The sequence below is a fragment of the Mesonia sp. K4-1 genome, from assembly GCF_008017825.1.
Classification (GTDB): Bacteria; Bacteroidota; Bacteroidia; order Flavobacteriales; family Flavobacteriaceae; genus Mesonia.
The window spans coordinates 41,134-56,517 of record NZ_VRLS01000052.1 but is presented as its reverse complement, the minus strand read 5'-3'; the positions used below and the strand labels follow the sequence as shown (position 1 = coordinate 56,517).

Sequence of the window (15,384 nt, the reverse complement as noted above, 5' to 3'; positions counted from 1 at the left end):
ATTTTGAAATTTTTTTAACAATTAAAGTCTTCTTTAAGGTTTCTTAATTTTTAATAAAATATTCTTTAGGATATAAAGAAATGACTACATTGTACCAATATTTAGATCTATGGCTGAAGTAATTATAGGGGTTGGAAGCTATATCCCTCAAACAAAAATCATCAATTCTCATTTTTTGAATCATCGTTTTTTAAATGAAGATGGTTCTGCCATTAATGATACTAACGATAATATAATTAGAAAATTTCAAGCCATCACGGGTATAGATGAACGGTTATACGCACCAGAAGGTGTTACCGCATCTAACATGGCAAGCATCGCAGCTCAAAAAGCTATAGAAGATGCTAAAATTGATCCTGAAACGCTAGATTATATCATTGTCGCCCATAATTTTGGCGACATGCAAGATAAAAATGTTCAAGGAGATACTGTTCCTAGTTTAGCGACCCGAGTGAAATATGAATTGAAAATCAAAAATCCTAATTGTGTAGGTTACGATTTACTTTTTGGTTGTCCAGGTTGGCTCGAAGGAATGATTCATGCCAGAGCATTTATAAAATCGGGAATGGCCAAACGCATTTTGGTTATTGGTACCGAAACCTTATCTAGAGTGGTAGATGATCACGACCGCGATAGTATGATTTTTAGCGATGGTGCAGGCGCTACCATTGTAGAATATAAAGATAGCGAAGATGTAGGTATTATCGCACACAAATCGGCTACGTACGCTTCCGCGGAAGCAAACTATTTAACTTTTGATGGTTCTTACAATAAAGAAAATTTGCAACCTACCAAGTATATTAAAATGAGTGGAAGGAAAATCTACAATTTTGCACTTACCAAAGTTCCAGCTGCTATGAAAGCTTGTTTAGATGAAAGTGGATATACTATTAAAGATGTAAAAAAATTGTTAATTCATCAAGCTAACGAAAAAATGGATCAGGCTATTTGCGATCGGTTTTATCAACTTTTTGATGTTCCTGCCCCTAAAAATGTCATGCCTATGAGCATTCAAAAATTAGGAAATAGCTCGGTGGCTACTTTACCAACTTTATTAGATTTGGTCACAAGAAAACAACTCAAAGATCAATCGATAGAGAAAGGAGATGTAGTACTCTTTGCCAGTGTTGGAGCAGGCATGAACATTAACGCCGCTGTTTACAAATTTTAAGCTTACACCATTGTACGAGAAAAATTTTCCGCATAAGCGATACCAAGAAACCCTAGATTTTTTAGAAAAACATATCTCGAAAGATTCTCAACTTTTAGATTTAGGAGTTGAAAACCCGTTAACGGAACGTCTTAAATCGACTGGGTATCAAGTCGAGAATACCAAAGGGGAAGATTTAGATCTTGATTTTTCATCGGTTATTCATTCTAACGCAAATGTTGTTACCGCTTTCGAAATATTTGAACATCTTATCGCTCCTTTTAACGTGTTACGAGAAATTAAAGCTGATAAACTTGTAACTAGCATTCCATTGAGTCTATGGTTTTCTCCTGCCTACAGATGTAAAACCGATAAATGGGATCGCCATTATCACGAGTTTGAAGATTGGCAATTTGATTGGTTATTAGAAAAAGCAGGGTGGAAAATAATCGACTCTAAAAAGTGGACGAACCCTGTGAATAAAATTGGCATAAGACCTTTACTTAGAAAAATAACTCCACGTTATTATATTGTCTACGCCGAAAGAGTATCATAAATGGAGATTTACATCATTATCCCCGCTCATAATGAAGCTGCGTTTATAGGCAAAACTCTGCAGTCTCTAACAAAGCAAACACTTCTTCCTAAAAAAATAATGGTGGTTAACGACCACTCTACCGATAATACCGAAAATATTTTAAAAGCTTTCGCTGAAAAATATAGTTTTATAGACTACATCAACATTTCCTCTAGCGAAGAACATTTACCTGGCAGCAAAGTAATTAATGCTTTTCATAAAGGTCTTGAGAAGTTAGATGACAATTACGATGTGCTATGTAAATTTGATGCCGATCTTATTTTCCCTAATAATTATCTAGCCCATATTTCAAAGGCTTTTCTTGAAAATCCTAAAATTGGAATGGCTGGTGGAGTCTGTTTGATTCCACACAAAAATGAATGGAAATTAGAATCCTTAACCAATAAAGATCATCTTAGAGGTGCTTTAAAAGCATATACAAAAGAGTGTTTTGACAAAATTAACGGACTTAAAAATGTGATGGGTTGGGACACCGTTGATGAACTGCTGGCAAAGTATCATGGATTTGAAATAAATGTTTCTTCAGACCTACAGGTAAAACATTTGCGTCCTACTGGAAAAACCTATCATGCCAAAGCTCGTTATAAACAAGGTGAAGCTTTTTATAAGATGCGATACGGGTTTTCAATTACTTGTATTGCCGCCCTTAAATTGGCGTTGAAAAAGCAACAACCTCGCTTGTTTATTGACTACATCAAGGGGTTTCTTATCTCAAAAAAAAATAACCTTCCTTTTATGGTCTCTCCCGAAGAAGGGAAATGGATAAGAGCTTACCGCTGGAAAAAGATGAAGCAGAAGCTCTTTTAATTTCCGTTTATTATTTCTTTTCTAAAACTTCTTGAATTACCTCTCCCGTTACGGCATTAGGAAATGCGATTCCTAATAAAGCTGAAATGGTTGGCGCAATATCTGTTATTTCTGTTTTTGCATAGGTTTGTCCTTTTTGTATTCCCATACCATAAAAAATTAAGGGCACGTGGGTATCATAGGTCATAGAACTACCGTGAGTACTTCCCACTTCTGAATAGGATATAAAAGCTGGATCATACAAGAAAATTACATCTCCGCTTCTTTGTTGATGAAATCCATTTTCTACAAAGTGTTTTAACTTGTTGTTGCTATTCATAGCTTCCACTTCTCCGCGGGTATATACCTTATAAAGATGAGGCTGACCAATTAAAAAGTCTTTTAGATGATTAGCTAAATCTGTAGCTTTAATGTTTTTCTCTTTCTGTACCTCTTTATCGAAAAAGATCTGATTATTAGAAACATTTTTAATGAGATCTAAAATACCGTATTCTTCTCCTAAAAATTGATTCACTTTTTCTTTCAACGCTTTACTATTCATATAACCCGCAGGAATCTTTTTACTTTTTAAGTAATTAGGTACATGAACGGCTCCGTGATCGGCAGTTAAAAATAAAGTGTAATTACCTTTACCTACTTTTTCATCTAAATTTTTAATCAATCGTGCAATGTCTTCATCTAAACGCACATAATTATCCTGAACTTCTTTTGAATTGACGCCAAAACTATGACCTATATAATCTGGACTAGAATAACTTAGCGTTAAAAAATCGGTGAATTCATCTTGTCCTAACTGCTCTCCATCGATGGCAGCAAGAGCAAAATCGGTTGAAATATTATTTCCGTAAGGTGTTGATTTTAGAATATCGTAATCTCCATTTTCTTCGCTTAATTCTTTTAAGTCATAAGGGAATGTTGCCGTTTCTTTTCCGCGAAAGGGTTGTTCAAAATCATTTTTATCAGCTCCACTTTCTACATAGGTGGTGATATCTTTTAAAGTATTCCAAGGCTTTAAATAACTTTCTACTTTACCTGAAGCATTAAAATCTTTCACCCATTGCGGTAAATCATTTCTATAAAATGAACTGGTTATAAATGCACCTTTATCTTTTCCATAAAACCAATAGGCTGCATTTGCTGTATGACCAGCAGGTAAAATTGCTCCACGATCTTTTAAAGCTACTCCAATTGTTTTCCCTCTAAATTGGGTATGTAAACGATTTTGGTCTGATACCGTTGTAGTTTGCATTCTCCAAGGAGACATTTGCCCTGCAGTAGTTTCGGCGCCAATGGTTTCTCGTGTATCATCTTGTGCGCAATACACATATTCGTTAGAAAACTTATCATACCAACTGTTAGAAATAATACCATGATTTTTAGGTGAAGTACCCGTATAAATAGAAGCGTGACCAGGACCCGTATAAGTGGGCACGTAATTGTAATGATTATTATTACAAGTAAACCCTTCCCCAACTAATTTTTTAAAACCGTCTTCGCGGAAGTGATCCCAAAAACGGGTAAGGTAATCGTAACGCATTTGGTCTACTACTACTCCAACTACCAATTTTGGTTGTTGAGAAAGCGGATTAGTAGATGTAGAATTTATACCGACCGTAGTCGAATTATTTTGGTCTAATTTTGATGTTTTACACTGATAAAAAAGTGTAACTAAAATCAATAAGAGAGTTATTTTTTTCATGAGTTTTCTTTAAAAACACAAAAATACACATGTTAAAAGGATTTAAAATTAATTGTAAGTTAAATACTTTTGTTTTTGGGTATTCTATTTTAGATTTACAAAAAATATATTTGAATGAGGTACCTTCACGATATTGGTGAGTATTTTATAATGTTAAAAGACATCTTTAGAAGGATGACAAAACCTTCGGTGCTTAAAACATTAATCTTTAAAGAAGTTGATGATCTTATTATCAATTCTATGGGTATTGTTATATTCATATCATTCTTTATTGGTGGAGTTGTTACAATTCAAACAGCTTTAAACTTAAACAACCCTTTAATACCAAAAAGTTTAATTGGTTTTACAGCAAGACAATCTATTATTTTAGAATTTGCCCCTACTTTTATTTCTATCATTATGGCAGGAAAAGTAGGCTCTTACATTACTTCTAGTATAGGAACTATGCGTGTAACCGAACAAATTGATGCCTTAGAAGTCATGGGTATTAACTCACTAAATTATCTAGTGTTGCCCAAAATCGTAGCTATGTTATTATATCCTTTTGTTATTTCTATCGCTATGTTCGTAGGGATTGGAGGAGCATATATGGCTGGTGTAATGGGAGGATTTGTAGCGAGTGATCAATTTTTAGAAGGCTTACAAAACGATTTTATACCTTTTCATTTAGCTTATGCTTTTATAAAAAGTTTCATCTTTGCTCTTATTTTAGCGACCGTACCTTCTTATCATGGTTATTATATGAAAGGAGGAGCCTTAGAGGTAGGACAAGCTAGTACCACTTCCTTTGTGTGGACTAGCGTCATTTTGATTATCGCCAATTATGTACTCACTCAATTATTACTAAGCTAATGATAAAAGTAAAAAATTTACATAAAAGCTTTAGCGGAGAAGAAATTCTAAAAGGTATAGATACTGAATTCATTCAAGGAAAAACCAATCTTATTATTGGTCAATCTGGAGCAGGAAAAACAGTATTTTTAAAGTGCTTATTAGGACTAATACTTCCTACCGATGGTACAATTGAGTATGATGGGAAAGCGTACTCTACTTTAGATAAAGAGCAGCAAAGAGAACTTAGAAAGAAAATGGGAATGGTTTTTCAAGGTAGCGCCTTGTTTGACTCTATGAGTGTTGCCGAAAATGTGATGTTTCCCTTAAAAATGTTCACCAAACAACGTAAAGAACAAAGAATGGAACGCGTTAGAGAAGTTCTTGATCGTGTAGATCTACTTAAGGTAGATAATAAGTTCCCTTCTGAAATTAGTGGAGGAATGCAAAAAAGAGTTGCTATTGCTAGAGCCATTGTAAATAAACCTCAATATCTTTTTTGTGATGAACCTAACTCTGGTTTAGACCCTAAAACTGCAATTTTAATTGACAATCTTATTCACGAAATAACTAAAGAGAATAACATTACTACCGTGATAAACACCCATGATATGAACTCGGTGTTAGAAATTGGTGAAAATATAGTTTTCTTAAAAGATGGTAGACTAGAATGGCAGGGAGATAAAAGCATTATCTATAAAACCGATAATGAATCTCTAACTAGTTTTGTATACTCATCAGATTTGTTTCAAAAAGTTAGAAAAGCGCAATTACAAGGTCTTTAAAGTTATTTAACTTTTAGCTTTCGCTGATTTTTTAGGTGAAACTTTCTCTATACTCGATTGCATAGAAATAGTATCTAAACTTAATTTAAACTGAAGCCACCTTTTTAACTTAACCTCATCTTTATTTCTCTTTTCTTTAGTTATACTATCATTCCAAACTACATTAAATTCTGGGATAGTATCAACTTTATTGAAATCTGAAATTATTTTTTGTGCATAACCAAAGGCCCGAATGTCTTCATAATTTAACTGAGCTTCTTTACTAATTTGCTGAAACGGAATTTCATTCTTACTAAATCTAGCTAATTTAGAAACCTCATCTTCCAAATAAGCAATACGCTCATCTTTATTGAGAATATTTAAGGAGTCTCGTCTTTTAAACTCTTTCATATACTCTAACTGATCGTAAGATTCTGTATTCTCATTTTGAAGAATAATAAGTGAAGTATTTTTTAAATTAGGATACCTCTTCATTTTCTCCCTCCATAAGCTTATGACAGAATTAGGAATTTCTTTTCCTAAGAAAGATACTTCAATTTTAGGATCGTTTCCACCATCAAAAGTAGCAATCGTCGAATTCTTTTGAAGAAAAGACTCTTTATAAATCATCAATTCCTCCTCTACAAATTCTTGGGCATCTTGCTTAAAGTAAGACTCCTTTAGCATATTGTAAAACAAATAAATACTAGGAACCATAACTATAATCGCAATCGCCGAAGCCATTTGGGCAATAAACCTTCTTCGCTTAGAATTGGCATATTTCACCAATGGAAAGCCTAATAATTTAGATACTACAAAGGTTGAAAGTGCAATAAAAGTAGCATTAATAGAAAATAAGTAAAGAGCTCCACCAGCATCCGACCAGCTGCCTTGAGCCAAACCATAGCCTACAGTACATAAAGGAGGCATTAAAGCGGTAGCAATCGCAACCCCAAAGATTACACTCGCTATCGTCCCCTTTTTAGTTTTAGCTACAATAAGTGCCAAACCACCAAAAATAGCTACGAGAACATCTAAAATAGTAGGATATGTTCTTGCTTCTAATTCGGCATTACTTCCGTTTAACGGAGAAATTAGAAAGTATAAGAATGCGGTAAGCACACTCAAAACCACCATCACTCCTAAGTTAATAAGAGAACGCCTAAGCATATCTACATCATTAATAGCAACAGATAGCCCCATCCCCACGATTGGTCCCATAAGAGGGGAGATTAACATCGCTCCAATCACTACGGCAGTACTACTTACATTTAGCCCTATTGATGCGACAAAAATAGAGAAGATAAGAATCCAAGCATTATGCCCCTTAAAGGTAATGTCTTTCTTTACAGCTTCTATAGTAGAATCCCTATCGGTATCTGTTCTTATATCTAACAGATCTTTTAGAAACTGTTTGAGGCTATTGAAAGTTCCCTTTAAATCTCGTTTAACGATTTCTTTTTGACTCTCCTCTGCTGGATTGGTATGTGTATTGTTTTCTTCCAAGTACTAAATTAAATAAGTTCGTCTCCAAATTTTTCCTTTACGGAATTTCTCAACACTTTAATTTCTTGTTCGTCTTTCTTAGGACAAATAAGTAAAACCTCTTCATTTTCTACCACAATATAATCATTTAGATCTTTAAGCACCACTGTTTTTCCTTTAGTAGTTCTTATGATATTCCCAGTAGAATTTTCAATGTAGGATTGAGCATTAACGACTACGTTTTTAGCTTCGTCCTTTTCTAATTTATCGTAAAGAGAACCCCAAGATCCTAAATCGTTCCAATCAAATTTTGCGGGTAAGACGGAGACGTGTTCAGATTTTTCCATAATCCCATAATCAATAGATATATTCTCTGACTTGGAATAATTCTCTTCTATAAATTGCTTTTCGGTAGCGGTATTATAATCTTTAATTCCTTCCGCGAAAAGCGAATACATATCTGGTAAACAGTTTTGAAAAGCAGCAGTAATTGCCTTTACACTCCAAATAAAGATACCCGCATTCCATACATAGTTTCCTTGTTGTAAAAAAGATTTTGCCGTCGCATAATCTGGCTTCTCGGTAAAATTGGTTACCTTTTTTATAGGTGTTGCCTCTTGTTCTTGATATTGAATATACCCATAACCAGTATGGGGAAATGTAGGTTGAATCCCTAAGGTCATTAATAAGCTTTGATCTCTTTGGCAAGCATCAAAAGTAGTTTGTACATTCTCAATAAAAGCATCTTCATCTTCTATCCAGTGATCTGAAGGAGCTACGATCATCACTGCATCTGGATTCTCTTTTTGAACCTTTAGAGAAGATAATAAAATACAAGGCGCGGTGTTGTTCATAGAAGGTTCTAAAACAATTTGATGATCTTGTACTTTTGGTAATTGCTCTCTAACTAAGTCATCATACAATTCGTTAGTTAAGATGTATATATTTTCTGCAGGTATTAGTTTTTCTAATCTAGAAAAGGTTTTTTGAATAAGCGTTTCTCCCGTTCCTAACATATCGTGAAATTGCTTAGGATAGCTTTTCTTACTTACTGGCCAAAAACGAGAACCTACGCCTCCTGCCATTAATACTGCAAAATAATTTTTATTATCCATCAATTTCAAACTTTTATTAATTCTACTTGAGCATTAGGTTGAAAAATATAAACTTTTCCACTTTCCATTTCTAAGCACTCATAGCGCTTCACTCTTTTTTTTCCTTTCTTAAATATTTTCCCATTAGGAATTCTAAAAGTGCTTCCCATAGGAATTTCAAATATATAGTTTTTATCACTAGTGGGATCGTATTCTTTTAATGCTACAGATAAAACAGCATCGGTATCACTACTCGCCGTTGGGTTTTTAAAATGTCTTGCTAATAATGGTAATAACCTTGACGGAAATATAGACGGATTTAATAAAGGTAGCATTAATTGTTGAAAGGTATGTTTCCATTCCTTCCCATGGGGTTTTATAAATCTTCCATACTTTTGAAAAGCTACTAAATGAGCAATCTCGTGAACCAAAGTAATTAAAAACCTATACTTATTTAAATTGGCATTGATTGTAATTTGATGCACTTGACCCATCTGGCGGTAATCACCGTGCCGCGTTTTGCGTTCATTTACAATCTTTAAATGAATTGCATGATTTTCGATTAACTGAAACAAAGGCTGTACAGCTCGCTCTGGGAGATATTTAGCTAACACCTGTTGCATGAATCTATTTAAGGAGTAGAATTAGAAACCTGAAGCATTTTACCATTGTAATATTTATTTCCGTTAAGGGAAAAATCTGCTATATATTGAGCCATTTCGTTAGCAGAAGTTGGCGCTTCATAACCAGGAAATGCTTCTTGTAACATTTCGGTTTGTACCGCTCCTAAAGCCAACACATTAAAACTAGGTCCGTTTTCTTTGTATTCTTCTGCAAGTAATTCGGTAAGATTAATTACAGCAGCTTTACTAGAACTATAAGCCGACAAGCCTGCAAACTTCATACTCCCTTGTACTCCGCCCATACTGCTTATGGTCACTACATGTCCGTTTTTGGACATTTTCCCTACCAATTGTTGTGAAAGCTGAAAAACACCAAATACATTGGTTTGATAAACAGTCATGAGTTCTTTAGCTGAAATTTCTTCGAAGGGTTTATTCACCAAACTTCCTGCATTATGAATAAGAACATCTAAACTTCCATCCCATTCTTTCTCCACAAACTCGCTTACTTTATGAAGATCTTCTTCTTCATTTAAATTAAAAGGAAAGCTATGAATATGAGCATGCTGTAAATCTTTAACTGGTTTTTCATTCCGCGAAAGCGCTAAAATTTCATGTCCTTCATTAGCAAGAATCTGCACTAGTTCTAAACCTATTCCTCTACTTGTACCTGTAACAATTATTCTTTTTTTGCTCATTCTTTTATTTTAACTGTATCGTTTTTTCATTCTCATTAGCTAATGCTTCGATTCCTATCACCACTTCTTTTAATAAATTCTCCATATGTGTAGTGTCTAAAAATTCCATTTCATCATCTACATGGTGATAGTAAGGATAGTTAGAAAAATCGAATGTACACAACGTCTGTGCAGGAACATTTAGTTCTTCATAAAAGGGATAATTATCACTTCGTTTGAACAGTTGAAAGGATTTTGCTTTCTCAAAGAAACCAAAGGTATTTTTCCCCGTTTCTTCATTAAAACGCTCAGCTAAAGTAGAATTCTCAAAGCCTGTGAGATAAGCCAGATAATCTTGATGTGGCAGCGGAACCCCGATCATCTCAAAATTAAGCATAAAATAGACAGGTGCTTTTTCTTCTTTTAGTCGCTTTGCTAAATGTTTAGAACCCAAAAGCCCCATCTCTTCAGCTGAAAAAAGCACAAACATGAGACTTCTTTTCGTCTCTTTATTTGCAAAATACTTAGCCATTTCTAAAACCGCTACGCTACCTGCCGCATTATCATTCGCCCCATTGGCAATAGAATCGTTATCTATAATTCTCTTACTTTGTGTTTCTACACCAATATGATCGTAATGAGCCCCCAACACAATAATCTCATTTTTTAATTGAGGATCTGTTCCTTCTTTAAAAGCAACCATATTGTATCCCGTTTTTCCCTTTACCGCAAAACTATCTCGGTAACTTTCAAAATAAGGTTTTAATTGGTAGTTTTTAAAAATATCTTCTGCATAAGAAGCTGCCGCTTCTATCCCTTCGCTACCAGTACTTCTTCCTTTTAATTCATCTGAACTTAAAACTTGAAGTGATTTTTTAATTTCAGCTTCTTGGAAATTGTAATTTTTAGAAGATGTTGATGAATCCACTTTTTCCTTTCCTTGATGCTGTCCACAAGCCGAAATCGCAACGAAAACGATTATATATACTATTTTTCTCATAAGGCTAAAGATAAAAAAATCCCGCTTTTTAGAGCGGGATTTTTAAGGTTTTATAAAACAGTAATGTGGGTTAGGCCAACATGGTTACTGGATTTTCTAAATAACGTTTTAAAGTTTCTAAGAATTTTGCTCCTGTAGCACCATCTACGGTTCTATGATCACAAGCCAAAGTTACTTTCATCGTATTACCAACCACAATTTGTCCATCTTTCACTACTGGCTTTTCTACAATAGCACCAACAGATAAAATAGCTGAATTAGGCTGATTAATAATACTGGTAAACTCTGTAATTCCAAACATCCCTAAGTTAGAAACGGTAAAAGTACTTCCTTCCATTTCTTTAGGTTGCAACTTTTTATTACGCGCCTTTCCTGCGAGATCTTTTACATTTCCTCCAATTTGAGTCATACTCATTTGGTCAGCAAAATTAAGTACTGGTACTACCAAACCTTCATCTACAGCCACAGCTACTCCTATATGAATATGCTTAGCAATTTTAGTAGCATCACCTGTCCATTGCGAGTTCACTTGTGGGTGTTTTCTCAATGCAATTGCAGAAGCTTTGATCACCATATCGTTATAAGATACTTTAGTATCTGGGATCGCATTAATTTGCTTTCGAGAAAGTATAGCGTTTTCCATATTCACTTCTACCGTTAAGTAGTAGTGTGGCGCTGTAAATTTAGATTCTCCTAAACGTTTAGCTATAGTTTTGCGCATTTGAGAATTTTTAATCTCCTCAAAACTTTCTTCTCCTGCTGGCATATAAGCCTCAACCTTACTTTCATTTTCGGTTTTAGTAGCAGGTTCTGATTTTGCTTTCGCGGAAGCTTCTTGCTGTTGTGGTTTATGGTTCTCGATATCTTTTTTAACGATACGACCGTTTTCACCAGAACCTTTTACCTTCCCTAAATCAATACCTTTATCGGCAGCCATTTTTTTAGCTAATGGAGAAGCAAAAATTCTGTCTCCACTTTCATCTTCATGTTGCACCTCTGAAGATTCTTTCTCTTCAGAATCACTTTTAGATTCTTTAGCTGAATTGTCTTTTTTACTGCTTGAAGATTTTTGAGCACCTCCACTGTTATTGTTGAGAACAGCAGAAACATCAGTCCCTTCTGGTCCTATAACAGCTAAAACGGAATCAACTGCAGCAGTTTCACCTTCGGCTACACCAATGTGAAGTAAAGTTCCTTCATAGAAAGACTCAAACTCCATGGTTGCTTTATCGGTTTCTATTTCGGCTAAAATATCTCCTTCTTCTACCTGATCACCTTCTTGCTTTAACCAAGTTGCCACGGTACCTTCTTCCATGGTGTCACTTAATCGAGGCATTTTTATAACCTCTACACCTTCTGGAATTTCATTAGTGTCATCATCCTCTGATTTATTTTCAGATTCTTCTGTCGCTTCTGATTTATCGTTTTCTTTTTCAGATTCCTCTTCCTTTTTAGAAGATTCTTTATCGTCTTTCTTTTCCTCTTTTTTATCCGCTTTAGCAGAATCATCACCATTGATCAAATCTGAAATATCTTCTCCTTCTTCTCCTATAATTGCTAACAATTGATCTACCGGAGCGGTATCACCTTCAGCAACCCCAATATGAAGTAAGACTCCCTCATGAAAAGACTCAAACTCCATGGTAGCTTTATCGGTTTCAATCTCAGCAAGAATATCTCCTTCTTCAACTTTGTCACCTTCTTGCTTAAGCCATTGTGCCACCGTACCTTCTTCCATGGTGTCACTTAATCGAGGCATTTTAATTACTTCTGCCATAAGAATTATATTTTATGAGGAGTGAAAGGGTAATCTTCTTGTTCGTAAACCGCATCGTACATCAAACTCGTTGATGGATATTCAGATTCATCTGCGAATTTCTCACATTCGCTTACTAAATCTTTTACGCGTTTATCTATCGTTTTTATTTCTTCATCGGTTGCCCAATCGTTCTCTTTAATTTTATCTAAAACTTGAGTAATAGGATCAATTTTTTGATATTCCTTTACCTCATCTTTAGTTCTATATTTTTGAGCATCACTCATAGAGTGACCTCTATAACGATAAGTTTTTAAGTCTAAAAAAGTAGGTCCTCCTCCAGTTCTAGCTCTTTCGATAGCTTCATCCATCGCTTCTGCTACTTTTTCTGGATTCATCGCATCTACAGGTCCGCAAGGCATTTCATAGCCTAAACCTAACTTCCAGATATCTTCGTGGTTAGAAGTTCTCTTTACGGAAGTTCCCATAGCATAACCATTGTTTTCTACACAGAAAACTACTGGTAATTTCCAGTTCATTGCCATATTGAAGGCTTCGTGTAAAGTACCTTGTCTTGCAGCTCCATCTCCAAAAAAGGTTAGCGTTACATTATCTCTCTTAAAGTATTTATCTCCAAAAGCCATTCCTGCACCTAAAGGAATTTGACCACCTACAATACCATGACCACCATAAAAACGGTGTTCTTTAGAAAAAATATGCATAGAACCTCCCAAACCTTGAGATGTTCCTGTTTTTTTTCCGTAAAGCTCTGCCATTACTCTTCTAGGATCTACGCCCATACCAATAGGCTGAACGTGATTACGGTATGCGGTAATCATCCTATCTTTCTCTAAGTCCATCGCATGTAAAGCACCAGCCAAAATTGCTTCTTGACCGTTATATAAGTGCAAAAATCCACGTACTTTTTGTTGAATATATACTTGCGCTAGCTTGTCTTCAAACTTGCGCCAAAACAACATATCTTCATACCATTTAAGGTAAGTTTCTTTGGTGATTTCTCTCATGAAAATTTAATTTTATCGCTAAGCCATTTTTAGCGAGAAGCAAAAATAATATAATAACTACTAAAGGAAAAACACTTTAGTGCTTTATAATTTAAAATTACAAAAAACTTGCATCAAAAGCCAAAGGTAAGAGGTCTAACAATGCTTTTGCTTTGATTACATTTCCTTTTTCCCCCATAAAATAAATTTCTATAGGCTGTTGTTGCTTTACCTCATATTCTGCTATAGCTTGCCTACAAGCACCACAAGGAGGTGTGGGTTGTGTAATTACCTTTTGTGGTGATTTTACACATATAGCCATAGAATTAATTTTTTTGTTGGGATGCTGAGAACCAGCATAGTAAATTGCTGTACGCTCTGCACACAAACCTGAAGGGTAAGCAGCATTTTCTTGATTACTTCCCGTTACTATGGTATTGTCGTCGAGTCGTAAAGCTGCTCCCACTAAAAAATTAGAATAAGGAGCATAAGCTTTTTCTCTTATTTTTTGAGCCTCCATCATTAAGGCTTGAGCATCTTTTGGTAATTCATCAATCGATTCAAAAACCTGAACGGTCGTTATAATTTTCTTTTCTTTCATTACACTTTTTTAGGCGGAACAATATAAAGCAAAAAAATGCCGAATTGTAATTCGGCATTTTAAAACTATCTTAAAGAATGTTATTAATATTCACTGTAATCTTCTCCAAAATTGAACGATAAACTAAATCTTAAAGTTCCTTCTAATGGATTAGCAACTGCTTTTGAAGTTGAAAATAAGTAAGAAACATCTATTTGTGTAATTGAATATTTAAAACCTGCTCCTAAGGTTAAGAATTTTCTAAATCCTTTTTCTTCACTTTCATTAAAATACCCTAAACGAAAAGCAAAACTATCTTCATACCAATACTCTGCTCCTAACGACCAAGTAATTTCTTTTAGCTCTTCACTAAATCCATCTGGTGCATCTCCCCAAGAAGAGAAAACTGCCCCAAAAGAACTTTCATTATACCAATCATCTTCAGCATTAATTAAATTATCTCCATTAGAATCGCTCGGTGTTGGCACTAATAATTTATTAAATTCTCCATAAGCTCCAATAGTATTAGAAGCATCTAGAATAAAATCGAATCCTGCTCCAGCTTTAAAATTAGTCGGAATAAAATTTTCTGAACCAGCATCATCATATTTAAGTTTTGGACCAATATTAGAAATATTAACTCCCCCTCTCCAACGACCGTTGAAATCGCTATAAGCAATTTCTTCACTTTGGTAAAAAGCAGAAATATCTACTCCAAAAGAATTAGCAGCACTTGCATCTCCATTAATCCCTGGTATTTTTAAATCTGAACGAATATAACGCCCTGTTACTGCCATCGAAATCTCTTCTCCTAGACGCAAGGCATAAGAAACATCAAGACCTAATTCATTAGGCTCAACTACTCTTGGTGCTTGATCTGGTGTTTCTCTTAACTCGATTTCACCTTGACCAAAATAACGCAAACTAGCAGATACTGCACTACGTTCACTAAAGCGATTATAGTAAGTTAATACTCCTAAATTAATATCGGTTACTAACTCTCTTAAATAAGGAACGTAAGAAAGTCCCACCCCTTGTTGTTTTTCCGCGAAAGCATATTTTGCTGGATTCCATTGTTGAGAGTAAGCATCTACCGGTGTAGCCACCCCTTGATCCCCTAAACCAGACGCTCGAGCATCTCCAGAGATTAACAAAAACGGAACACCTGTAGTAATTACTCGGTCTGAAATACCAGGGGCTTCAGTTTCACTTTGTGCGTTTGCTTTGTAACTAAATAATGTAATAGCTCCTAAAAGGAATATTGTTATCTTTTTCATATGATTTCTTAAATGTTTGCAAATATATAGTTTTATTCG

The 15,384-nt window shown here is 34.8% G+C and carries 15 protein-coding genes; 5 read left to right on the top strand and 10 right to left on the bottom strand.

Going from position 1 to position 15,384, the window contains the following annotated elements:
- Nucleotides 1-109 precede the first annotated feature (109 nt).
- From FT986_RS08385 to FT986_RS08375, 3 genes are read left to right on the top strand one after another with little or no spacing between them, the layout of a single operon-like run.
- Nucleotides 110-1,171, top strand: a complete 1,062-nt coding sequence (locus tag FT986_RS08385) for a 3-oxoacyl-ACP synthase III family protein (RefSeq protein WP_147864690.1) — start codon at nt 110-112, stop codon at nt 1,169-1,171.
- Between the two features lie 10 nt (nt 1,172-1,181).
- On the top strand, nt 1,182-1,706 hold the full coding sequence (locus FT986_RS08380; protein WP_147864689.1) for a methyltransferase: 525 nt from the start codon (nt 1,182-1,184) through the stop codon (nt 1,704-1,706).
- Nucleotides 1,707-2,555 (top strand): glycosyltransferase family A protein, encoded by an 849-nt coding sequence (locus FT986_RS08375; RefSeq protein WP_147864688.1) that lies wholly within the window; start codon nt 1,707-1,709, stop codon nt 2,553-2,555.
- A gap of 10 nt (nt 2,556-2,565) precedes the next feature.
- Here the strand turns inward: FT986_RS08375 and pafA are convergent, their stop codons facing one another.
- Nucleotides 2,566-4,254, bottom strand: a complete 1,689-nt coding sequence (pafA, locus tag FT986_RS08370) for an alkaline phosphatase PafA (RefSeq protein WP_147864687.1) — start codon at nt 4,252-4,254, stop codon at nt 2,566-2,568.
- Between the two features lie 114 nt (nt 4,255-4,368).
- Here pafA and FT986_RS08365 point away from each other — a divergent pair, with 114 nt between their 5' ends.
- On the top strand, nt 4,369-5,106 hold the full coding sequence (locus tag FT986_RS08365) for an ABC transporter permease (RefSeq protein ID WP_147864686.1): 738 nt from the start codon (nt 4,369-4,371) through the stop codon (nt 5,104-5,106).
- On the top strand, nt 5,106-5,870 hold the full coding sequence (locus FT986_RS08360; protein ID WP_147864685.1) for an ABC transporter ATP-binding protein: 765 nt from the start codon (nt 5,106-5,108) through the stop codon (nt 5,868-5,870). The genes FT986_RS08365 and FT986_RS08360 overlap by 1 nt, the downstream gene beginning before the upstream one ends.
- 6 nt (nt 5,871-5,876) lie before the next feature.
- Here FT986_RS08360 and FT986_RS08355 read toward each other — a convergent pair whose 3' ends face one another.
- From FT986_RS08355 to porV, 9 genes are all read right to left on the bottom strand, one after another.
- Entirely contained in the window at nt 5,877-7,355 is a 1,479-nt protein-coding gene (locus tag FT986_RS08355) for a DUF389 domain-containing protein (protein ID WP_147864684.1), read from the bottom strand.
- Between the two features lie 8 nt (nt 7,356-7,363).
- On the bottom strand, nt 7,364-8,449 hold the full coding sequence (locus tag FT986_RS08350; RefSeq protein ID WP_147864683.1) for a mannose-1-phosphate guanylyltransferase: 1,086 nt from the start codon (nt 8,447-8,449) through the stop codon (nt 7,364-7,366).
- Nucleotides 8,450-8,454: 5 nt separating this feature from the next.
- Nucleotides 8,455-9,051 (bottom strand): SprT-like domain-containing protein, encoded by a 597-nt coding sequence (locus tag FT986_RS08345; protein WP_111539407.1) that lies wholly within the window; start codon nt 9,049-9,051, stop codon nt 8,455-8,457.
- An 8-nt stretch (nt 9,052-9,059) separates the two neighbouring features.
- Nucleotides 9,060-9,749: an SDR family oxidoreductase gene (locus tag FT986_RS08340; RefSeq protein ID WP_147864682.1), complete on the bottom strand. Its 690-nt coding sequence runs from the start codon at nt 9,747-9,749 to the stop codon at nt 9,060-9,062.
- A 4-nt stretch (nt 9,750-9,753) separates the two neighbouring features.
- Nucleotides 9,754-10,728, bottom strand: a complete 975-nt coding sequence (locus FT986_RS08335) for a M28 family metallopeptidase (protein ID WP_147864681.1) — start codon at nt 10,726-10,728, stop codon at nt 9,754-9,756.
- Nucleotides 10,729-10,798: 70 nt separating this feature from the next.
- Nucleotides 10,799-12,505, bottom strand: coding sequence for a pyruvate dehydrogenase complex dihydrolipoamide acetyltransferase (locus tag FT986_RS08330; RefSeq protein WP_147864680.1), 1,707 nt, complete (start codon nt 12,503-12,505; stop codon nt 10,799-10,801).
- Between the two features lie 5 nt (nt 12,506-12,510).
- Complete coding sequence (pdhA, locus tag FT986_RS08325; protein ID WP_111539411.1) at nt 12,511-13,509, bottom strand: pyruvate dehydrogenase (acetyl-transferring) E1 component subunit alpha; 999 nt, start codon at nt 13,507-13,509, stop codon at nt 12,511-12,513.
- Nucleotides 13,510-13,606: 97 nt separating this feature from the next.
- Nucleotides 13,607-14,089: a cytidine deaminase gene (gene cdd, locus FT986_RS08320; protein ID WP_147864679.1), complete on the bottom strand. Its 483-nt coding sequence runs from the start codon at nt 14,087-14,089 to the stop codon at nt 13,607-13,609.
- 83 nt (nt 14,090-14,172) lie between these two features.
- On the bottom strand, nt 14,173-15,345 hold the full coding sequence (gene porV / locus FT986_RS08315; protein WP_147864678.1) for a type IX secretion system outer membrane channel protein PorV: 1,173 nt from the start codon (nt 15,343-15,345) through the stop codon (nt 14,173-14,175).
- Between the last annotated feature and the right edge of the window lie 39 nt (nt 15,346-15,384).

Coding starts and splice junctions, on each gene's coding strand:
- FT986_RS08385 (WP_147864690.1), top strand. CDS start 110: ATGGCTGAAGTAATTATAGGGGTTGGAAGCTATATCCCTCAAACAAAA.
- FT986_RS08375 (WP_147864688.1), top strand. CDS start 1,707: ATGGAGATTTACATCATTATCCCCGCTCATAATGAAGCTGCGTTTATA.
- pafA (WP_147864687.1), bottom strand. CDS start 4,254: ATGAAAAAAATAACTCTCTTATTGATTTTAGTTACACTTTTTTATCAG.
- FT986_RS08365 (WP_147864686.1), top strand. CDS start 4,369: ATGAGGTACCTTCACGATATTGGTGAGTATTTTATAATGTTAAAAGAC.
- FT986_RS08360 (WP_147864685.1), top strand. CDS start 5,106: ATGATAAAAGTAAAAAATTTACATAAAAGCTTTAGCGGAGAAGAAATT.
- FT986_RS08350 (WP_147864683.1), bottom strand. CDS start 8,449: ATGGATAATAAAAATTATTTTGCAGTATTAATGGCAGGAGGCGTAGGT.
- FT986_RS08345 (WP_111539407.1), bottom strand. CDS start 9,051: ATGCAACAGGTGTTAGCTAAATATCTCCCAGAGCGAGCTGTACAGCCT.
- FT986_RS08340 (WP_147864682.1), bottom strand. CDS start 9,749: ATGAGCAAAAAAAGAATAATTGTTACAGGTACAAGTAGAGGAATAGGT.
- FT986_RS08335 (WP_147864681.1), bottom strand. CDS start 10,728: ATGAGAAAAATAGTATATATAATCGTTTTCGTTGCGATTTCGGCTTGT.
- FT986_RS08330 (WP_147864680.1), bottom strand. CDS start 12,505: ATGGCAGAAGTAATTAAAATGCCTCGATTAAGTGACACCATGGAAGAA.
- pdhA (WP_111539411.1), bottom strand. CDS start 13,509: ATGAGAGAAATCACCAAAGAAACTTACCTTAAATGGTATGAAGATATG.
- cdd (WP_147864679.1), bottom strand. CDS start 14,089: ATGAAAGAAAAGAAAATTATAACGACCGTTCAGGTTTTTGAATCGATT.
- porV (WP_147864678.1), bottom strand. CDS start 15,345: ATGAAAAAGATAACAATATTCCTTTTAGGAGCTATTACATTATTTAGT.